Below are 21,032 nucleotides of genomic sequence, written 5' to 3'. Positions count from 1 at the left end.
GAGCCATGAGCAAGCTGCTCCTCAGCTATTACGGCGACGATTTCACCGGCTCCACCGATGTCATGGAGGCGCTGGCCTCGAACGGGGTGAAGACGGCCCTGTTCCTGGGTATTCCGAGTGCGGAAGCGCTTGCCAAGTTTTCCGATTGCCGCGCAATCGGCATCGCCGGGACCAGCCGCAGCCAGACACCGCAATGGATGTCCGATAATCTCGGCCCCGCCTTTGCCTGGCTGAAAAGCCTCGACGCCGCGATCTGCCACTACAAGGTCTGCTCGACCTTCGATTCCAGCCCTGCAATCGGCAATATCGGCAAGGCGATCGAGATCGGCCGTGAGACTTTTGCGCAGGACTGCGTGCCCGTCATCGTCGGCGCGCCGCAGCTGAAGCGCTATACAGCCTTCGGGCATCTCTTCGCCGCCTATCAGGGCAAGGTCTACCGCATCGACCGCCACCCGGTGATGAGCCGTCACCCGGTCACGCCGATGGCCGAGGCGGATCTGACGATCCATCTTGCGGCGCAGACCGGTTTGCCGATCCGGCTCGCCGATCTGGCCATGACGGCCGGGGACGCCGCCGCCGGTATCGATGCGCTGCTCGCCGACAAACCCGGCATCCTGCTTGTCGATGTCGATGGGCCGGCTTCGCAGGCGATTGCCGGAGAGCAGGTCTGGCGCCTGCGCGGCGATCGCGGCCTCTTCGTTGCGGGATCGTCGGGCATTCAATACGCCCTGCTCCATGCCTGGGAACGCGAAGGGCTGACATCGGGCAAGGTCGAGTTTCCCCTCCCCGGTGCGGTGAAGCGTCTTGCCGTCGTCTCCGGCAGTGTCTCGCCGACGACGGAACGGCAGATCCGCAACGCGACGGAGAACGGCTTCGACGCCATTCCCGTCGACCCGCTGGCTCTGGTTGGCGAAAGCGGCGATGCGGCGATCGAAAGTGCTGTTGCTTCCGGCCTATCGGCGCTGAAATCCGGCCACAGCGTCATCCTGCACACCGCTCTTGGCCCCTCGGCCGATCGCGGCACCGAGATCGACCGTATCCCCGAAGCGCGCCATCGCCTGGGCATCCGCCTCGGCATCATCCTGCGCCGTCTCGTGGAGGCCGAAAAGCTGACGCGCGCCGTCATCGCCGGTGGCGATACGTCGAGCCATGCGCTGAGCGAACTACGCGTCGAGGCGCTGACGACGCTGCTGCCCTTGCCGCAGACGCCGGGCTCGCCACTCTGCACGGCGCACGGTTCCTATGCCCCGACCAACGGCCTGCAGATCGCCCTCAAGGGCGGCCAGGTCGGCTCGGACGGTTATTTCGCACAGATTCGCGATGGACGCAGGGCCTGACGGCCAGGGAAATATTGATATCAACTGCTATAGTGATTGACTCATCATACCAGTTGCGTTAGCTGATAGAAAAATCGAAAGGCGAGGAAACATGACTGCAATTGCCCTCTTCGGCGCTGGTGGCAAAATGGGCTACCGGCTCGCCAAAAATCTCAAAGGTTCCCGCTTCGATGTCCGCCATGTGGAGGTCAGCGACGCCGGCAAGGCACGCCTCAAGAACGATCTCGGTATCGATTGCGTCGGTGCCGATGAAGGTCTTGCCGGTGCCGAGGTCGTCATCCTCGCGGTTCCCGATACGGCGATCGGCAAGGTCGCAGCCGGTATCGTCGACAAGCTGAAGCCGGGCACGATGGTCATCGCTCTCGACGCCGCCGCCCCCTTCGCCGGACATCTGCCGGAGCGCGCCGATCTCACCTATTTCGTCACCCATCCCTGCCATCCGCCGATCTTCAACGACGAGACGGATATGCAGGCGAAGAAGGACCACTTCGGCGGCCTGTTCGCCAAGCAGCACATCGTCTCGGCGCTGATGCAGGGGCCGGAAAGCGCCTATGCGCTCGGCGAAGAAATCGCCAAGGTCATCTGGGCGCCGGTCATGCGCTCGCACCGCGTCACCGTCGATCAGATGGCGATGCTGGAGCCGGGCCTTTCGGAAACCGTCTGCGCCTCGCTGCTCGTCGTCATGCGCCAGGCCATGGATGAGTGCGTTGCCCGCGGCGTACCGGCGGAAGCCGCCCGCGACTTCCTGCTCGGCCACATGAACGTGCTCGGCGCCGTCATCTTCAAGGAAGTCGACGGCGTGTTCTCGGATGCCTGCAACAAGGCGATCGAGTTCGGCATCCCCGCGCTGATGCGCGACGACTGGAAGAAGGTCTTCGAACCTCAGGAGATCGCCGAAAGCATCCGGCGCATCACCTGACAATGCTGTGGCAAGGCGCAGGTCTTGCCGCATCGCCGGCCCGGTGGGGAGTCCAAGAGACGGTCCGGCAATGGAATATCGCATGAATTCTGGTCGGGCCGGGGTGGTCCGGCCCATGCGTCAAACTCGGGAGGAGAAACCATGACTTTTACACGTAGACTGACCCTTGCTGCCTTCGCCGGCGCCCTTTCGCTCGGCGTTGCCATGCCGGCATTTTCGGCAGACCTGATCGCCATCATCACGCCGGCCCATGACAACCCGTTCTTCAAGGCTGAAGCAGTCGGCGCCGAAGCCAAGGCCAAGGAACTCGGCTACGAAGCCCTCGTCATGACCCATGACGACGATGCCAACAAGCAGTCGGAAATGATCGACACGGCGATCGGCCGCGGCGCGAAGGCCATCATCCTCGACAACGCCGGTGCCGACGCGTCCGTTGCTGCCGTCAAGAAGGCCAAGGACGCCGGTATCCCGTCCTTCCTCATCGACCGCGAAATCAACGCCACCGGCGTTGCCGTCGCCCAGATCGTGTCAAACAACTACCAGGGCGCCCAGCTCGGCGCGCAGGAATTCGTCAAGCTGATGGGCGAGAAGGGCAACTATGTCGAGCTCGTCGGCAAGGAATCCGACACCAATGCCGGCATCCGCTCGCAGGGCTATCATGACGTAATCGACGACTATCCGGATCTGAAGTCGGTTGCCAAGCAGTCGGCCAACTGGAGCCAGACGGAAGCCTATGCCAAGATGGAAACCATCCTCCAGGCCAACCCCGATATCAAGGGCGTCATCTCCGGCAACGACACGATGGCCATGGGCGCGATTGCCGCTCTGCAGGCTGCCGGCCGCAAGGACGTGATCGTCGTCGGCTTCGACGGCTCGAACGACGTTCGCGACTCCATCAAGGCAGGCGGCATCAAGGCGACCGTTCTGCAGCCGGCATACGCTCAGGCACAGATGGCCGTCGAGCAGGCTGACGCCTACATCAAGAACAAGACGACGCCGAAGGAAGAAAAGCAGCTGATGGATTGCGTTCTCATCAACGCTGACAACGCTTCCAAGCTCGAAACCTTCGCGATCTCGAAGTAACCGGTATAGAGCACACCGCAGAGGGTCCGGGAAACCGCACCCTCTGCAAGCTATTTCAAGAAATTCGAGGTTCACAGCATGTTGAGGATCAGGGGCGCCCTGATCGCCGCTCTCGTGGCGGCGGCTTTGCCTGGCTGCAAGATCATCAAGACGCCGACTGCCGAGGAAAAGGCCGCGGCGGCTGCAAAGGATGCATTCGATCCGAATGCCAAGGTCGACGCGATCTGGCAGTCGCAGGCGGTGCCCTATTTCGAAAAGCGCGCCGGTGAGCTGAAGGATGTCGTGGCGGCTGTCGCTGCCGGTGCCGATCAGGCCGGCGAGAAATACGGTAATCCGAAGAAGCAGGCGAGCTCGCCGTGGACCTATGCTGTTAAATTCACCGGCAAGGTCGTGGCTGCCGATACGCAGTCGCGCGCCGCAACGCTCGACGTCGACGTCGATGGCGACGGCAAGCCCGATGCAAAAGTGCAGATCGGCCCGGCACTGCGCGGCACTGCGCTGCGCGACACGCTGGACTTCGTCAATTTCAACGAATTCAAGAACCAGATCGAATGGGCCCAGTTCGGCAAGGCCTTCAACGAGAAGGCCAATACCGCCTTCCTCTCGGCCATTCCGCGTGACGGCATCACCGGCAAGACCGTAACAGTCGTCGGTGCCTTCCCGCTGCCATCCGGTAGTGACCTGCCGCTGGTCACTCCCTCGGAACTGACGGTGGCGCCATGACGGATGAGGCCTCCAAGAACGATATCATCCTGCGCCTCGACGACGTCTCGAAGGTCTATTCGGGTATCGTCGCCGTCAAGCGCGCCAATCTCGAATTGCGCCGTGGCGCGGTCAATGTGCTCGTCGGTGAAAACGGCGCCGGCAAGTCGACGCTGATGAAGATCATCGCCGGTGTCGAGCGCCCGACGCTCGGCAAGATCATCCTCGATGGCGAACAGGTCTCCTTCGACAGCCCGGCCGATGCGCAGGCGCATGGCATCGGCATGATCTTCCAGGAGCTCAACCTCTTCGCCAACATGACGGTCGCCGAAAACATCTTCGCGACCCGCGAGATCACCCGCGGTGTGCTCGGCATCGATCACAAGGCGCAGGTGGAGAAGGCCAACGGCTTCCTGAAGCGCCTCGACGCCGGGATCGACGCCGAGACCATGGTCGAAGATCTGCCGATCGGCCAGCAACAGCTGGTCGAGATCGCCAAGGCGATGTCGCTCGACGCCCGCATCCTGATCATGGACGAGCCGACCTCGGCGCTTTCGGCGGCCGAAGTCGAGATTCTCTTCAAGGTCATCGCCGAGCTGAAGGCACAGGGTGTGGCGATCGTCTACATCTCCCACCGCCTCGAAGAGCTGATGCGGATCGGCGACTACATCACCGTTCTGCGCGACGGCCAGATCACCGGCCAGGCGATGGTCAAGGATATCGACACCCGCTGGATCGTCCGCTCGATGATCGGGTCTGACGCCAAGGATTTTGCCAAGTCGGTCAATCACACCGTCGGCAAGGAGATGTTCCGCGCCGAGGACATCTCGCTACCGCGCCCGACAGGCGGGCTCGCGGTCGATCACGTCTCGCTCTCGGTCAAATCGGGCGAAATTCTCGGTATCTACGGCCTGATGGGTGCCGGACGCAGCGAATTCTTCGAATGCGTCATCGGCCGCCACATGCATTCCACCGGTAAGATCTTTATCGACGGCGAGGAAGTGCGTGCCCGCGATACGACGCGCCGCATCCGCCGCGGCCTGGCGCTGATCCCTGAGGATCGCCAGCGCGAGGGGCTCGTCCAGGTTCTGTCGATCGCCAGCAATCTGACGCTTGCGAGTTTGGGCCGCTTCGCCCGCTTCTTCCATATCAGCGCGGCTGCCGAGAGGAATGCCATCGCCGAGGCGATCAAGGATCTCTCGATCAAGGCGCCGAATCCGGATTTCGAGGTCACCTCGATGTCGGGCGGCAACCAGCAGAAGGTCGTCATCGGCAAGGCGCTGATGACCAATCCGAAAGTGCTGCTGATGGACGAACCAAGCCGCGGTATCGATGTCGGCGCCAAGGCCGATGTCTTCAGAACCATGCGGCGGCTGGCAGCCAACGGGCTCGCCATCCTGTTTTCGACTTCTGACCTCGAAGAGGTCATGGCGCTTTCCGATCGCATCGCCGTCTTGAGCAACGGCCGGCTGATCGCGGTCTTCGACCGCGACGAAGCGACGGAAGATGCCATTATCGCGGCTTCGGCCAAGGGACACGGACACCAGGGGAAAATCGCGTCATGACGGCGGCAACAACGACACTCGCGCCAAAGGGCGCCAACGGCTCCGCACTTCTGACGCTGATGAAGCTCAGAACCTTCATCGCGCTCTTTGCCGTCATCATCTTCTTTGCAATCTTCGCGCCGAACTTCACCTCGACTGCGAACATGATCCTGATGTCGAAGCACGTGGCGCTGAACGCCTTCCTCGCCATGGGCATGACCTTCGTCATCATCACCGGTGGCATCGACCTTTCGGTCGGCTCGATCGTCGGCCTCTGCGGCATGGTCGCCGGTGGCCTGATCCTCTATGGCATCGAACTGCCGATCGGTTACACGATCTTCTTCAACCTCTTCGAAATCGTGCTGATCACGCTCGCCGTCGGCCTCATCATCGGCCTGATCAACGGCCTGCTGATCACCAAGCTCAATGTCGCGCCCTTCATTGCGACGCTCGGCACGCTCTATATCGCCCGCGGCCTGGCGCTGCTCTCCTCCGACGGCCAGACCTTCCCGAACCTCGTCGGCCGTCCCGAATATGCGACGACGGGATTCGATTTCTTCGGCGCCGGCCGCATTCTCGGCCTGCCGGTATCGATCTGGATCCTGATCGTCCTGGCGCTCGTGGCATCCTACGTCGCACGCTCCACGCCCATCGGCCGCCACATCTTCGCGGTCGGCGGCAATGAACGGGCAGCGCGCATGTCGGGCATCCGGGTCGATCTCGTGAAGATCTTCGTCTACATGTTCTCCGGCCTGTGCGCCGCGATCGTCGGGGTCGTCATCTCCTCCGAACTGATGGCAGCGCATCCGGCGACCGGCGAAAGCTTCGAACTGAACGCCATTGCGGCAGCTGTTCTCGGCGGCACCTCGATGTCGGGCGGGCGCGGCACGATCGGCGGCACAATCATCGGCGCCTTCGTCATCGGCATCCTGTCGGACGGACTTGTGATGATGGGCGTGTCGTCCTTCTGGCAGATGGTCATCAAGGGCCTCGTCATCATCATCGCCGTCGTCGTCGACCAGGCACAGCGCCGCCTGCAGCAGCGTGTTACCCTCATGCAGATGGCAAAGGCAGGTTGATATGACCGGATTGAAGGGTGCCCTGATCGGCTGCGGCTTTTTCGCAGTCAACCAGATGCATGCATGGCGCGATGTCGAGGGCGCCGCGATCGTGGCGATCTGCGACCGCGATCCGGCCCGGCTGAAGGCGGTCGGCGACCAGTTTGGCATCGAGCGCCGCTATGCCGATGCGGCCGAACTCTTCGCCGCCGGCGGCTTCGATTTCGTCGATATCGCAACGACCGTTCCGAGCCACCGGCCGCTGGTCGAGATGGCAGCAAGGCACAAGGTACCCGTCATCTGCCAGAAGCCTTTCGCGCTGTCGCTGGCGGACGCCAAGGCGATGGTAGCGGCCTGCCGCGAGGCCGGTATCCCGCTGATGGTGCACGAGAATTTCCGCTGGCAGACGCCTATCCAGGCGGTGCGCCGCCTTCTCGACAGCAAGGCGATCGGCACGCCGTTCTGGGGTCGCTTCTCCTTCCGCTCCGGCTATGACGTCTTCTCCGGCCAACCCTATCTCGCCGAGGGCGAACGCTTCATCATCGAGGATCTCGGCATCCATACGCTGGATATCGCCCGCTTCATCCTCGGCGACGTCAGGACGTTGACGGCGCGGACCAAGCGGGTCAACCCGAAGATCAAGGGCGAGGACGTCGCGACGATCCTTCTCGATCACGAGAGCGGCGCGACCTCCGTTGTCGATGTCAGCTACGCCACCAAGCTCGGCACCGAACCCTTTCCCGAGACGCTGATCGAGCTCGACGGCAGCGAGGGTACGATCCGGCTTTCCGCCGGCTATCGGCTTGAGGTCACCAATGCAGCAGGCACGGTCGTCTCCGACGCTTCACCGCAGCTGCTTTCCTGGGCCTCGCGTCCCTGGCACAACATTCAGGAAAGCGTCTACGCGATCCAGGATCATTGGGTCGAGCGGCTGAAGAACGGCGGCGAGCCCGCGACATCGGGGGCCGACAATCTCAAGACCTTCGCGCTTGTCGAGGCCGCCTATGAAAGTGCTGCGACCGGCAAGACCGTCGATGTGGAGGCCATGCTGAAATGACGACCGACGCCTTCGCCCTCTATGGAACGCATGAGGCCGAAGAGCGTCCCGTCACGCTGACGGCCGGGCGGCTCACCGCCGACCTGGCAAATGGCAACCTTCGCACCATCCGCTATGATGGGATCGAGGTGCTCCGGGCGATCTCCTATCTGGTGCGTGACCGCGACTGGGGCACCTACAGCCCGCGGATCGACAATCTAGCCGCCAAGCAGGATGGCGAGAGTTTCTCGATCGGCTACACCGCCCATTGCGACGGCCCCGATGCCAGCAGGTTGGCGATTGCCGTGCAGATCGAGGCAAGGGAGAGCGAGCTGACCTTTGCTGCCGAAGCCTTGTCACCAAGCGGCTTTGAAACCAACCGCTGCGGCTTCTGCATCCTGCACCCGATCGTCGGTATCGCGGGCACGCCGGCAAGTGTCGAGCATGTCGATGGCCGTATTGTCGAGACCCGCTTCCCGGATCAGATCGACCCCTGGCAGCCGTTCATGGACATGCGGGCGATCAGCCATACGGTCATGCCCGGCGTCAGCGCCAAGTGCCTGATGGAAGGCGATACATTCGAGATGGAGGACCAGCGCAACTGGTCCGACGCCTCCTACAAGACTTACGTGCGTCCGCTCGCCTTGCCCTGGCCCTACCAGATCCCCGCAAACGAGCGGCAGACACAACGGATTGTCCTGTCGATCAGCGACAGCAGGCCGCGTGTCGCGGCACAGATCGCCGAGGCGAAATCGGTGACCATTGCCCAGGGCACGAAGACCGGAGTGATGCCCTCGATCGGCCTGATCGTGACACCCGTAGAGGCTAAATCAACACTCGCGGCAGCATCGCGCCTCGCCGAAATCGGCCCGCAGGAACTGCTATTTCATTTCGATCCGCTCGCGGGCCACGGCGCCGCGGCTTTCGCCGATTTCGCGGCGCTGACAAAGATCCATCGCGGCAGCACGGCGCTGGAAATCGCCCTGCCCTGCAAGGCGTCACCGGCAGAAGAAGCTGCCGCGATCGCGGCTGAGATGGCGGCGGCCGGTTTCTCCCCCGATGCCGTCGTCGTCTCGCCAGCCGTGGATCGCCAGTCGACCCCGCCCGGCAGCAAGTGGCCGGAATGCCCGCCGCTGGAAGAGGTCTATGCCGCGGCACTCGCTGCCTTCCCGAAAGCCCGGCTCGGCGGCGGCATGCTCAGCTATTTCACCGAGCTGAACCGCAAGCGCGTGCCGCCCGAAAATCTCGATTTCATTACCCATTGTACCAACCCGATCGTCCATGCGGCCGACGATCTGAGCGTCATGCAGACGCTGGAAGCGCTGCCCTTCATCACCCGCTCGGTGCGTGCGATCTATGACGACAAACCCTATCGCATCGGCCCCTCGACCATCCCGATGCGCCAGAACCCCTATGGCAGCCGGACGATGGACAATCCCGGCGGCAAGCGCATTCCAATGGCCAATACCGATCCGCGCCACAATGGCCGCTTCGCCGAAGCCTTTGCGCTCGCCTATGCGGCGCAGGTGATTGATGCGGATCTCGAATGCCTGACGCTTTCGGCGCTAACAGGACCATTCGGCCTGATCGCCGGCGAGAACGAGCCTTCGGAACCGGGCGCCGTTCGTCCGCTGTTTCACACGGTCAAGGCACTTGCCGGCATGGCCGGGCTTCGCTGGCATGAATGCCAGTCATCAGCACCATCACAGGTTCTCGGCTTCACCGTCGAGAAGGCCGCGGGCAACGCCCTTTGCCTCGTGAACATCACGCCTCAGGAATTGAGCGTCGATATCTCCGCGACCGTCGCCGAAGGCGTCGCTGTTGTGCTCGCGCCTTATGGCACCGCGATCGTGGAGTTTCCGGCGAACGGCTGAGCAATCCGCCGGCTTCACGTTCAGCCGAGAACGATCTGCAGCTTCACATCGTCAGGGCGCGCCTCGACGGCGCGGTCGAAGGCCTTGATGGAATCTTCGAAGGTGAAGGTTTCCGAGATCAGCGGCTTCAGGTCGACACGGCCGGAGCCGAGCAGCGCGATCGAGCGCTCATACTGATGCGCATAGCGGAAGACTGTCTCGATGCGGATTTCCTTGGTCGAGGCGGTCGAAATGTCGAAACCCACTGGATTGACCGGCAGGCCGACGGCGACGATGACGCCGCCCGGGCGTGGCAGGTCCATGATCGTTTCCCAGGCCTTCGGCGAGCCGGAGCATTCGAAGATCACATCGGCACCCCAGCCATCCGTCAGCCGCGCGACTTCCTCGGCAAGGTTCTTCTCGCGGATATTGACCGGAATGACGCCCTGATACTGCGCGGCGATATCGAGTTTCGGCTGCGCCAGATCGGCGACGATGGCGCGCGAGCAACCGCCAGCAAGTGCCGCAATCGCCACCATCGTGCCGATCGGTCCGGCGCCGAGGACGACAGCGGTGTCGCCCGGCGCAATCTTCGCCTTCGAAGCCGCCTGCATGCCGACGGCGAAGGGCTCGACCATCGCGCCCTCCGCGAAGCTGACATTGTCAGGCAGCTTGAACGTATAGTTTGCGGGGTGGACGACTTCGGGCGTCAGGACGCCATGAACCGGCGGCGTCGCCCAGAAGGTCACGGCCGGATCGACATTATACATGCCGAGGCGGCTCGCCTTGGAGTTCGGATCGGGAATGCCGGGCTCCATGCATACGCGGTCTCCGACCTTCAGATGCGTGACGCCTTCACCGACCTCGATGACCGTCCCCGCCGCCTCATGGCCAAGCACCATCGGCTCGTTGACAACGAAGGGGCCGATCTTGCCATGCGTGTAATAGTGGACGTCGGAACCGCAGACGCCGACCGTATGGATCTTGATCTTCACCTGACCGCGCCCGGTGTCCATCGGCAGATCGATATCGCGAAGCGCGAGCTCATGCTGGCGCTCCAGAACGAGAGCACGGACTTTGGTCATGGCAGTTTCCTTCCCTGTGGCGCTTACGATTCAACCGCGCCGTTGGTGCAGACTATAAGACTGCGGCCGCGCGGATTTCAATCGCCGCAATTCAGCTTTTGCTCATCAATCGATGAAATGCTCACGTCTCACCGTATAAAGGCATTTATAAGATTTTTATATCGGCGCCTTCACGCGCGTCTCGAACCTTTATGCGCATCGGCAGATATTCAGGCCCGAGAGATCGCAAGATCGTCTCCATGCCAGAAAGTCTAAAGGTGCCGATCCCCCGGATTGGCGCCCTTGTCTTGTCTGACTCCAACCAGAACATCAGGAGTCAACATCGATGATGGATCTCATTTTGCTCGGCACTGCGATCGTCTTTTTCGGACTGTGCTTTGCCTATACGCGCGCCTGCGACCGGCTGTGACAGGGGAGAGATGGCTATGACCCTCGACTATATCCTGAGCGGCGCCGTGACCGTGTTCCTCACCGTCTATCTCACCTACGCCCTTATCCGACCCGAGCGCTTCTGATCAGCTGCCGGGTACTCGAAAGTTCCTCCCATGACACTCAACGGATGGCTACAGATCCTCGTCTTCTGCGGGATCCTCATTGCGCTCGTCAAACCGCTCGGCGGCTACATGACGCGCGTCTTCTCGGGCGAGCGCACACTCCTCTCACCCGTCCTCGTTCCGGTGGAACGGGGACTTTACGCGCTTGCCGGCACCAGCGACCGTGAGGAACAGCATTGGACCTCCTATACATTCGCGATGCTGCTCTTCAACCTCTTCGGCGTTCTCGTCCTCTATGCACTGATGCGGCTGCAGGCGGTCCTGCCTTATAATCCCGCGGGGATGGCGGCCGTCGGGCCGGAGCTGTCCTTCAACAGCGCCGTCAGCTTCGTCACCAACACCAACTGGCAGAACTACGGCGGCGAAAGCACCATGTCCTATCTCACGCAGATGATGGGCTTCACGGTGCAGAACTTCGTGTCCGCGGCAACCGGCATGGCGATTGCCATGGGCCTGATCCGCGCCTTCTCGCGCGCTTCGGGCAAAGCGATCGGCAATTTCTGGGTCGATATGATCCGCGCCACGCTCTACATCCTGCTGCCCTTCTGCATCGTGCTGACGTTCATCTATGTCTGGCTCGGCGTTCCCCAGACGCTTGGCCCCTATGTCGATGCGGCGACGCTCGAAGGCGCCAAGCAGACGATCGCGCTCGGCCCGGTCGCCTCGCAGCTTGCCATCAAAATGCTCGGCACCAATGGCGGCGGCTTCTTCAATGCCAATTCCGCCCATCCCTTCGAGAACCCCGACAACATCTCGAACATGATCCAGATGCTGTCGATCTTCGCGATCGGCGCGGCCTTCACCAACGTCTTCGGCCGGATGGTCGGCAACCAGCGCCAGGGCTGGGCGATCCTTGCCTCGATGGGCCTGCTGTTCATCGTCGGCGTTGCCATCACCTATTGGGCGGAAGCTGCGGGCAATCCGCTGATGCACGCCTTCGGTCTTGGCGGCGGCAACATGGAAGGCAAGGAAGTCCGCTTCGGCATCGCCATGTCATCGCTCTTCGCCGTCATCACCACGGCGGCCTCCTGCGGTGCGGTCAATGCCATGCATGGCTCCTTCACGGCGCTCGGCGGCCTGATCCCGCTGATCAACATGCAGCTCGGCGAAGTCATCGTCGGCGGTGTCGGCGCAGGCTTCTACGGCATCATCCTCTTCATCATCATCGCCATCTTCGTGGCGGGCCTGATGGTTGGCCGCACGCCTGAATATCTCGGCAAGAAGATCGAGGCAAAGGAGATGAAGATGGCCGTGCTTGCCATTCTCTGCCTGCCGCTCGCCATGCTGGTCTTCGTCGCCATCGCCAGCGTGCTGCCCTCGGCGGTCGCTTCTGTCGGCACGGCGGGTCCACATGGCTTCTCGGAGATCCTCTATGCCTATACCTCGGCTGCGGCCAATAACGGCTCCGCCTTCGGCGGCCTGACCGGCAACACGCCCTGGTACAATGTGACACTCGGCATCGGCATGCTGATGGGCCGCTTCCTGGTCATCATCCCTGCCCTTGCGATCGCTGGCTCGCTGGTCGCCAAGAAGACCGTTCCGGCCTCCGCCGGCACCTTCCCGACCGATGGCCTGCTGTTCGTCGGCCTGCTCGTCGGCACGATCCTGATCGTCGGCGGCCTCACCTTCATGCCGGCGCTGGCTCTCGGCCCTGTCGTCGAGCATCTGGTGATGACCGCGGGCCAGACCTTCTGAGGCGCGCCGATGATCATCCGTCACGCCTTCCGCAAGTCGATCCACCCACGCTTCGGGCAACCGGAGCGTGGGGCACGCAAGACCCTACGCGCGACCGACGCGATCCTTGTGCTGCTGGCGGCCATCCTCGTCGTGGCCGCCGTTCTCAGACTGTTTCATGGCTGACCGGACAGACCGGTTCCGCCTTACTCTTTCAAGCTGGAGTCTCTTATGAGCCAGGCAAAATCCGCGAGTATCCTCGATAGTCGCATTCTCATCCCGGCGATCGGCGCCGCCTTTACCAAGCTCAACCCGCGCACCCTGGCCAAGAACCCGGTGATGTTCGTGGTGGCGACGGTTTCAGCGCTGACCACCGTCCTCTTCCTCCGCGACGTCGCGACCGGCGGCGGCAATCTCGGCTTCTCGTTCCAGATCAATCTCTGGCTCTGGTTCACCGTGCTTTTCGCCAACTTCGCCGAAGCCGTCGCCGAAGGCCGCGGCAAGGCGCAGGCGGATTCTCTTCGCAAGGCCCGCACCGAAACCCAGGCCAAGCTTCTGACCGCCAATAACGGCTCCGGCTACCGCATGGTGCCGGGCACCAGCCTCAAGGTCGGAGATCTCGTTCTCGTCGAAGCCGGCGACATCGTCCCGTCGGATGGCGAAGTCGTTGAAGGGGTCGCCTCGGTCAACGAAGCCGCAATCACCGGCGAATCCGCCCCGGTCATCCGCGAATCCGGCGGCGACCGCTCGGCCGTCACCGGCGGCACGCAGGTTCTCTCGGATATGATCCGCGTCCGCATCACCGCGGCTGCCGGCTCCACCTTCATCGACCGGATGATCGCGCTGGTCGAAGGTGCCGAGCGCCAGAAGACGCCGAACGAGATCGCCCTCAACATCCTGCTCGCAGGCATGACGCTGATCTTCGTTCTCGCGACCGCGACGATCCCGAGCTTTGCGGCCTATGCCGGTGGCTCGATCCCGATCATCGTGCTGGTCGCGCTCTTCGTCACGCTGATCCCGACCACGATCGGCGCCCTGCTCTCGGCGATCGGCATTGCCGGTATGGACCGCCTCGTGCGCTTCAACGTGCTCGCCATGTCCGGCCGCGCCGTCGAAGCTGCCGGTGACGTCGATACACTGCTGCTCGACAAGACGGGCACGATCACGCTCGGCAACCGCCAGGCTACCAGCTTCCGCCCGGTCCGCGGCATTACCGAGCAGGAACTGGCCGACGCGGCGCAGCTCGCCTCGCTCGCCGACGAGACGCCGGAAGGCCGCTCCATCGTCGTTCTCGCCAAGGAGAAATATGCGATCCGCGGCCGCGACATGGGCAGCCTGCAGGCGACCTTCGTCCCCTTCACAGCGCAGACCCGCATGAGCGGCGTCGATGTCGGCGGTTCCTCGATCCGCAAGGGTGCCGTCGAAGCCGTGCTCGCCTATGTCGGCGCCAACAACGCGCCGTCGAACGGCAATGCCGCGATCGCGCTGCGTCCTGAGACGGATGTGATCCGCGAGCTGCAATCGATTGCCGACGAGATCGCCAAGGCCGGCGGCACGCCGCTTGCAGTCGCCCGCGACGGCAAGCTGCTCGGCGTCATCCAGCTGAAGGATATCGTCAAGGGCGGCATCCGCGAGCGCTTTGCAGAACTGCGCCGCATGGGCATCCGCACAGTCATGATCACCGGCGACAACCCGATGACCGCCGCCGCGATCGCCGCCGAAGCGGGTGTCGACGACTTCCTGGCGCAGGCGACGCCGGAGAACAAGCTGTCGCTGATCCGCGAGGAGCAGGCCAAGGGCAAGCTCGTCGCCATGTGCGGCGACGGCACCAACGACGCCCCGGCGCTGGCCCAGGCCGATGTCGGTGTCGCCATGAATACCGGTACGGTCGCCGCCCGCGAGGCCGGCAACATGGTCGACCTCGACTCGGACCCGACGAAGCTCATCGAGATCGTCGAGATCGGCAAGCAGCTGCTGATGACCCGCGGCGCGCTGACGACCTTCTCTATCGCCAACGACATCGCGAAGTATTTCGCCATCATCCCGGCGATGTTCCTGACCTTCTACCCGCAGCTCGGCGTCCTGAACATCATGGGCCTTGCAACCCCGCAGAGCGCCATTCTCTCGGCGATCATCTTCAACGCGCTGATCATCGTCGCGCTGATCCCGCTGTCGCTGAAGGGCGTCAAATACCGGGCGATCGGCGCCGGCGCGCTGCTCTCCCGCAATCTCTTGATCTACGGCCTCGGCGGCATCGTCGTCCCGTTCATCGGCATCAAGGCGATCGACATGGTCATCACGGCCATCGGTCTCGCTTAAGGAGTACAATCCATGTTGAAAGAACTTCGCCCTGCAATCGTCATGATCGTCGCCACCACGGCAATCACCGGCCTTCTCTACCCGATCGCCATGACGGGGGCCGCCCAGGCGCTTTTCCCGAAACAGGCCAACGGCAGCCTGATCGAGAAGGACGGCACCGTCATTGGCTCCTCGCTGATCGGCCAGGCCTTCACCAGCGACAAATATTTCCACGGCCGCCCCTCGGCCGCCGGCGACGGCTACAACGCCGCCGCCTCCTCCGGCTCGAACCTCGGCCCGACCAGCCAGAAGCTGATCGACCGCGTCAAGACCGACTACGAGGCCGCCAAGGCCAGCAATCCCGGCGCCGATGTCCCGATTGACCTTGTGACGGCTTCGGGCAGCGGTCTCGATCCGCATATCTCGCCGGACGCCGCCTATTTCCAGGTGGCACGCGTTGCCAAGGCGCGCGGGATGGATGAGGTCAAGGTCAAGGCGCTGGTGGATGCGGCCGTCGAGGCGCGTGAGCTCGGGTTCCTGGGTGAGCCTGTCGTCAATGTGCTTGCGTTGAATATGGCGCTTGATGCACCTATGACACGATGAATGTCGGCGCGAGCAGCCCCCTCACCCGGCCTCCGCTGCGCTCGGCCACCCACCGGGGACGGGCCACGGGTCCCGTCCCGTCCTCCGGACCCCCGAGGGGAGAGGAGGAGCGGCAACGGCGCGGACTTCCCTTCTCCCCCACGGGGAGAAGGTGGCCCGAAGGGTCGGATGAGGGGGCCGCTTGCGCGGACAGCAAAGAAAGACCGCCCGCATGCCCGACAACAGTCGTGACACCAATGCCAGACCATCCCCGGACGCTCTCCTCGAGCGCGCCGAGCGGGAAACGCGCGGCCGTCTGAAAATCTTCCTCGGCGCCGCCCCCGGCGTCGGCAAGACCTACGAAATGCTCATCTCCGGCCGCGCCAAGATCGCCGACGGCATGGATGTGGTGATCGGCGTCGTCGAGACGCATGGGCGCAAGGAAACCCAGGCGCTGCTGGCCGGTTTCGAAATCATCCCCCGCGTCAAGGTCGCCTATCGCGGTCAGGAACTGGAGGAGATGGATCTTGACGGCATCCTGGCGCGCAAACCCGATCTCGTTCTCGTGGACGAGCTGGCGCATACCAATGCCCAGGGCAGCCGCCATCCGAAGCGTTACCTCGACGTCAAGGAGCTGCTCGACCGCGGCGTCGATGTCTATACGACGCTCAATATCCAGCATGTCGAAAGCCTGAACGATGTCGTCTCGCAGATCACCCGTATCCGGGTGCGCGAGACAGTACCGGATTCGGTCATCGACATGGCCGACGATATCGAGATCATCGACCTGACCCCTGACGACCTGATCAAGCGGCTGCATGACGGCAAGGTCTATGTGGCACGCACCGCCGAGCGGGCGCTCACCAACTATTTCACGCCGGGCAACCTGACGGCGCTCCGCGAGCTCGCCTTGCGCAAGACCGCGCAGCGCGTCGACGACCAACTGCTGACCCACATGCAGGCGCATGCCATCCCCGGCCCGTGGGCGGCGGGCGAGCGGGTGCTCGTCTCGATCGACCATCATCCGCGGTCCGCCTCGCTGGTGCGCTATGCCGCCCGCATGGCCTCGCGGCTGCGCGCGCCCTGGTCGGCCGTCTATATCGAGACGAACCGCTCGATCAGCCTTTCGGAAGAGCAGCGCGACACGATTGCCGCGACGCTCCGGCTTGCCGGCCAGCTCGGCGGCGAGGCACTGACGCTTCCCGGGCGCGAAGTCACCGAAGAGCTGCTGCGGCATGCCAGCGCCAACAATGTCACCCACATCGTCATCGGCTCACCGAAGAAGCCGACATGGCGCGAATGGCTGCAGCCCTCGGCGACCGACCAGCTGATCCGCCAGGCGGGCGATATCAGCGTCCATGTCATATCGGGCAACGAGAAGGACCAGACCGCCCAGCGCGGCATCAAGGCCGCCTCGACGGCACCGCTGTTCGACCTGCGCGCCTATGTGCTGGCGACCGGCTATGTAGCGATCGCGCTTGGCGTTGGCGTCGTGCTCGATCAGGTGCTTGACGTGCGCAACCTCGCCCTCGTCTTCCTGATGGCGGTACTGACCTCGGCGGTTCTCCATGGCCTGCGCCCGGCGCTCTACACCTGCATCATCAGCGCCCTCGCCTTCAATTTCTTCTTCCTGCCGCCGCGCTATACGCTGACGATCAGCGACCCCGAGAGCGTGCTGGCGCTGTTCTTCTTCCTCGGTGTCGCCATCATCGCCTCGAACCTGACGGCAACAGTGCAGCGCCAGGCAGCCGCTGCCCGCCAGAGAGCGCGCACGACAGAGGACCTATATCTCTTCTCCAAGAAGCTTGCCGGAACCGGCACGCTTGACGACGTGCTCTGGGCGACCGCCTTCCAGATCGCATCGATGCTGAAGGTTCGCGTCGTGCTGCTGCTGCCGGAAGACGGAGGCATTGCCGTCAAGGCCGGCTATCCGCCCGACGATACGCTCGATGACGCCGATATCGCGGCTGCGCGCTGGGCCTGGGAGCACAATCACGCGGCCGGGCGCGGCGCCGATACCCTGCCCGGCGCCAAGCGTCTCTACGTGCCGTTGCGGACCGGCCGCACCGCCGTCGGCGTCATCGGCCTCGACAGCGACCGGCGCGACGGCCCGCTGCTGACGCCGGAGCAGCAGCGGCTGCTCGATGCGCTCGCCGATCAGGCGGCACTCGCCATCGAACGCGTGCAGCTCGTCGCCGATGTCGACCGCGCCAAGCTGGCGGCAGAAGCCGACCGGCTGCGCTCGGCGCTGCTGACCTCGATCTCGCACGACCTGAAGACGCCGCTCGCGGCCATTCTCGGCGCGGCAGGAACGCTGCGCGACTATCTGAGCTCCATGCCGGAGGAAGACCGCAACGATCTCCTCTCGACCGTGGTCGACGAATCCGAGCGGCTCAACCGCTTCATCGCCAACCTGCTCGACATGACCAAGATCGAATCCGGCGCCATGGAGCCGAATTATGCATTGCACTATGCCGGCGATATCGCCGGAAGCGCGCTGCGCCGTGCCGCCAAGATCCTCGAACGCCACCGGACGGAGATGAACATCCCCGGCGATCTTCCCATGGTGAAGGTCGATCCCGTACTTTTCGAGCAGGTGCTCTTCAATCTGCTCGACAACGCCGCCAAATATGCCCCCGAGGGTTCGACGATCCGCATCCGCGGCTCTGCCGATGCCTTCAGCGTTGCGCTCGAAATCTCCGACGAAGGCCCCGGCATTCCCGAAGGCGATCTCAACCGCATCTTCGATACGTTCTACCGTGTCCGCAAAGGCGACCAGGTGCGCGCCGGAACCGGGCTCGGGCTTTCCATCTGCCGTGGTTTCATCGAGGCGATGGGCGGCACAATCACCGCCGGAAACGGGACGGACCGCTCCGGCGCCGTCTTCACCATCCGGCTTCCGGGAACCAACGACATTCCGAAACTGGATGAACTCAAATGAGCGGTTCGCCCATCAAGATCCTCGTCGTCGATGACGAGCCTCCTATCCGCAAGCTGCTGCGCGTCGGTCTGACGGCGCAAGGATATGAAGTGCATGAAGCGGCCAATGCGCTGGCCGCGCGCGAATCCGTGGTCGACGACCTGCCGGATCTCGTCGTTCTCGATCTCGGCCTGCCGGATACGCCGGGTCACGATCTGCTGCAGGAGTGGCGGGACGATGGGCTGACCATGCCCGTCGTCATCCTCTCCAGCCGCACGGATGAGGCCGGGATCGTCAAGGCGCTCGAAACCGGCGCCGACGACTATGTGACGAAACCCTTCGGCATTGCCGAACTCGGCGCCCGCATTCGCGTCGCACTCCGCCACCGGCTGCAGCAGCAGGGCGAAAAGGCGATCTTCCAGACCGGCGGCCTGTCGATCGATATCGTCAAGCGCATCGTCAAGGTCGATGGCAAGGAGATCAAGCTGTCGCCGAAGGAGTATGACATCCTGCGCGTGCTCGCCCAGCATGCCGGCAAGGTGCTGACCCACCAGTTCCTGCTGAAGCAGGTCTGGGGACCGGCGGCCGATGTGCAGTATCTGCGCGTCTATGTGCGGCAGCTGCGGCAAAAGGTCGAGCAGGTTCCGGACCAGCCGCACTATATTACGACGGAGACCGGGGTCGGCTACCGGCTTCGGGAACCGGACTGAGTGGTCCCGCCGCTTCTGCGAACATCTATGGAAATGACATGAATCTCGCTGATATCATCCTGCCGGAACACACCTTCATCGGCGTTTCCGCAGCAACCAAGTGGCGCGCCCTGCAGGCCATGGCGGAAAAGGCCGGCAAGGCCTTCGCGATCGAGGAGCAGCCGATCATCCGCGCGCTCGAAAGCCGCGAAAGCCTCGGCTCGACGGGGATCGGTAACGGCATCGCCGTTCCGCATGCGGCGATCCCCGGCATGACGAGCCCGCGCGGATTGCTCATCCGCTTCGCCCATCCCCTCGATTTCGAGGCGATCGACGACATCAAGACCGATATCGCCTTCATGCTGCTCTTCGGCGAAAACAATCGCGGCGAGTATCTCAATGTGCTCGCCGCCATCGCCCGGCGCCTGCAAGCGCCTGGCGTGCTGGAATCGATGCGCAAGGCGCGCAGCGCCGACGAGCTCTATTCCGACTTCATCGCCGACTCTCGGCCCTAGTTAGAAGTCCCGCTGCAGACGCATAAAGCCGAAGATGCCGTCATCGCCGTCGTCTTCGTCGCGATATTGCAGGCTGAGCTTGGCCTTCAGGTCCTCGACGACCTTGTAATCGACGGTTACGCCGGCCGCCCAGGCATCGCGGTTGCTGTAGCCGCCGCCATCGGCAACGCCGTCGTCATCGGCATCGGCAATCACATTGCCGAAATACTGGAAGCCCGGCGTCACCGCCCATTTGTCGGTCAGCTTGTATTCGTACTGGGCGCCGACGGTCCATTCGGATGCCTCGTAGTAATAGTTGATGCCGCTCGTCCAGACGCCATAGAGGCCGAGCGTGCCGGGGCCAAGATCGGCATAGACGATGGCGCGGATCGCGACGTTGTTCTCATCGGTGTCATAGCCTGCGAGCAGGTAGCCGGTCACGGCGCCGAACTTGCCGGAGACCTGGCTGGCGATGCCGAGATCGTTGCCGCCGAAAGAACCGGGTTCCGAGTGGATGTAGTTGGTACCGATCTCGTCGAGCGAGATGCCGGCGGCAAAGTCGCCGCTCTCATACTGATAGCGGATCGAGTTCATCGTCGTCTCGTTGCTGGCGAGAATGTCGGTCTCGCCGGTCGCATCGTCATCCCACCAGCTATATTGCTTGCCGAAGCGGAAGCCGGCGAGCTCGATATAGCCTTCATCGAGCGTCGGATCGCTTTCGCCGCCCTGATACTCGATGCGGTAGGTGATGACGCCCGTCAGCGTGCCATATTCCGTGTCGCTCTTCGAGCTGAAGGTCACCTGGGCGCGGTTGAAGAAGCTCCAGTCCTCGTCATTGTTGGCCGCATCGCCGAAGCGGACTTCGCTTCTGAGGTAACCGCCGATCGCGAGGCAGGTCTCAGTACCCGGAATGTAGAAATACCCGCTGCCATAGGCATCGCAGACGCGGACATATTCCACGGGCTCAGGTTCGGCCGCGACGATGGCGTCGGCAGCGTGGGCGCCGGAAACGGCAGCAAGGGCCGCGGCGGAGGCAAACAGGACGGTCTTGATATGCATGTCGATCGATCCCTTCGACAGGGTGGGGCAATGCCGCAGTTGCAGTCGGCAAGGCCTCATGTAGGAAGCGATCGGGCGAATGACCGTATTTGTTTCATTTCCCTGACACCTATCTCATACCGTGTGCCATTATTGGCACACCGCG

General features: G+C 63.2%; 18 protein-coding genes. 16 read left to right on the top strand and 2 right to left on the bottom strand.

The window, feature by feature from the left end; genetic code table 11:
- Positions 1-5 precede the first annotated feature (5 nt).
- From ACEN84_RS28150 to ACEN84_RS28115, 8 genes are all read left to right on the top strand, one after another.
- Positions 6-1,337 carry a four-carbon acid sugar kinase family protein gene (locus tag ACEN84_RS28150; RefSeq protein ID WP_413712493.1) on the top strand — a complete coding sequence of 444 codons (1,332 nt, stop codon included), beginning with the start codon at positions 6-8 and terminating at the stop codon, positions 1,335-1,337.
- Between the two features lie 91 nt (positions 1,338-1,428).
- A complete protein-coding gene (locus ACEN84_RS28145) occupies positions 1,429-2,256 on the top strand; it encodes a phosphogluconate dehydrogenase C-terminal domain-containing protein (protein ID WP_413712492.1) in 828 nt (275 codons plus the stop codon).
- 141 nt (positions 2,257-2,397) lie between these two features.
- Positions 2,398-3,339: a D-ribose ABC transporter substrate-binding protein gene (locus ACEN84_RS28140; RefSeq protein WP_130281280.1), complete on the top strand. Its 942-nt coding sequence runs from the start codon at positions 2,398-2,400 to the stop codon at positions 3,337-3,339.
- Between the two features lie 78 nt (positions 3,340-3,417).
- Positions 3,418-4,062, top strand: a complete 645-nt coding sequence (locus ACEN84_RS28135; RefSeq protein WP_413712491.1) for a DUF2291 family protein — start codon at positions 3,418-3,420, stop codon at positions 4,060-4,062.
- Positions 4,059-5,606 (top strand): sugar ABC transporter ATP-binding protein, encoded by a 1,548-nt coding sequence (locus tag ACEN84_RS28130; protein WP_413712490.1) that lies wholly within the window; start codon positions 4,059-4,061, stop codon positions 5,604-5,606. The genes ACEN84_RS28135 and ACEN84_RS28130 overlap by 4 nt, the downstream gene beginning before the upstream one ends.
- The gene (locus ACEN84_RS28125) at positions 5,603-6,664 is read left to right on the top strand and encodes an ABC transporter permease (RefSeq protein ID WP_112711011.1); all 1,062 of its coding nucleotides are present in this window, start codon (positions 5,603-5,605) and stop codon (positions 6,662-6,664) included. Before ACEN84_RS28130 ends, ACEN84_RS28125 begins: the two co-directional genes overlap by 4 nt.
- A gap of 1 nt (position 6,665) precedes the next feature.
- Complete coding sequence (locus ACEN84_RS28120) at positions 6,666-7,700, top strand: Gfo/Idh/MocA family protein (RefSeq protein ID WP_413712489.1); 1,035 nt, start codon at positions 6,666-6,668, stop codon at positions 7,698-7,700.
- On the top strand, positions 7,697-9,553 hold the full coding sequence (locus ACEN84_RS28115) for a hypothetical protein (protein ID WP_413712488.1): 1,857 nt from the start codon (positions 7,697-7,699) through the stop codon (positions 9,551-9,553). The genes ACEN84_RS28120 and ACEN84_RS28115 overlap by 4 nt, the downstream gene beginning before the upstream one ends.
- Positions 9,554-9,573: 20 nt before the next feature.
- On the opposite strand, the gene ACEN84_RS28110 is transcribed toward ACEN84_RS28115, so the two are convergent.
- Complete coding sequence (locus ACEN84_RS28110; RefSeq protein WP_413712487.1) at positions 9,574-10,617, bottom strand: NAD(P)-dependent alcohol dehydrogenase; 1,044 nt, start codon at positions 10,615-10,617, stop codon at positions 9,574-9,576.
- Positions 10,618-11,042: 425 nt separating this feature from the next.
- On the opposite strand from ACEN84_RS28110, the gene ACEN84_RS28105 reads away from it, so the two are divergent.
- The 8 genes from ACEN84_RS28105 (at position 11,043) to ACEN84_RS28070 (ending at position 19,849) form a co-directional block, all read left to right on the top strand.
- Complete coding sequence (locus tag ACEN84_RS28105) at positions 11,043-11,132, top strand: K(+)-transporting ATPase subunit F (RefSeq protein WP_016556800.1); 90 nt, start codon at positions 11,043-11,045, stop codon at positions 11,130-11,132.
- Positions 11,133-11,162: 30 nt separating this feature from the next.
- On the top strand, positions 11,163-12,866 hold the full coding sequence (gene kdpA / locus ACEN84_RS28100; RefSeq protein ID WP_413712486.1) for a potassium-transporting ATPase subunit KdpA: 1,704 nt from the start codon (positions 11,163-11,165) through the stop codon (positions 12,864-12,866).
- 9 nt (positions 12,867-12,875) lie between these two features.
- Positions 12,876-13,031: a hypothetical protein gene (locus ACEN84_RS28095; RefSeq protein ID WP_165402700.1), complete on the top strand. Its 156-nt coding sequence runs from the start codon at positions 12,876-12,878 to the stop codon at positions 13,029-13,031.
- Between the two features lie 45 nt (positions 13,032-13,076).
- Positions 13,077-15,164, top strand: coding sequence for a potassium-transporting ATPase subunit KdpB (gene kdpB / locus ACEN84_RS28090; protein WP_413712485.1), 2,088 nt, complete (start codon positions 13,077-13,079; stop codon positions 15,162-15,164).
- Between the two features lie 12 nt (positions 15,165-15,176).
- Positions 15,177-15,746: a potassium-transporting ATPase subunit KdpC gene (gene kdpC, locus ACEN84_RS28085; RefSeq protein ID WP_413712484.1), complete on the top strand. Its 570-nt coding sequence runs from the start codon at positions 15,177-15,179 to the stop codon at positions 15,744-15,746.
- Positions 15,747-15,957: 211 nt separating this feature from the next.
- Positions 15,958-18,666 (top strand): DUF4118 domain-containing protein, encoded by a 2,709-nt coding sequence (locus ACEN84_RS28080; protein ID WP_413712483.1) that lies wholly within the window; start codon positions 15,958-15,960, stop codon positions 18,664-18,666.
- Complete coding sequence (locus ACEN84_RS28075; RefSeq protein WP_112711018.1) at positions 18,663-19,355, top strand: response regulator transcription factor; 693 nt, start codon at positions 18,663-18,665, stop codon at positions 19,353-19,355. Before ACEN84_RS28080 ends, ACEN84_RS28075 begins: the two co-directional genes overlap by 4 nt.
- Positions 19,356-19,393: 38 nt before the next feature.
- A complete protein-coding gene (locus ACEN84_RS28070; RefSeq protein WP_130281300.1) occupies positions 19,394-19,849 on the top strand; it encodes a PTS sugar transporter subunit IIA in 456 nt (151 codons plus the stop codon).
- Here the strand turns inward: ACEN84_RS28070 and ACEN84_RS28065 are convergent, their stop codons facing one another.
- The gene (locus tag ACEN84_RS28065) at positions 19,850-20,887 is read right to left on the bottom strand and encodes a porin (RefSeq protein ID WP_413712482.1); all 1,038 of its coding nucleotides are present in this window, start codon (positions 20,885-20,887) and stop codon (positions 19,850-19,852) included.
- Positions 20,888-21,032 lie beyond the last annotated feature (145 nt).

The organism is Rhizobium sp. Rhizsp82 (genome assembly GCF_047325115.1).
GTDB lineage: Bacteria > Pseudomonadota > Alphaproteobacteria > Rhizobiales > Rhizobiaceae > Rhizobium.
The sequence above is the reverse complement of the archived record's forward strand: the minus strand, read 5'-3'. Positions and strand labels throughout refer to the sequence as shown.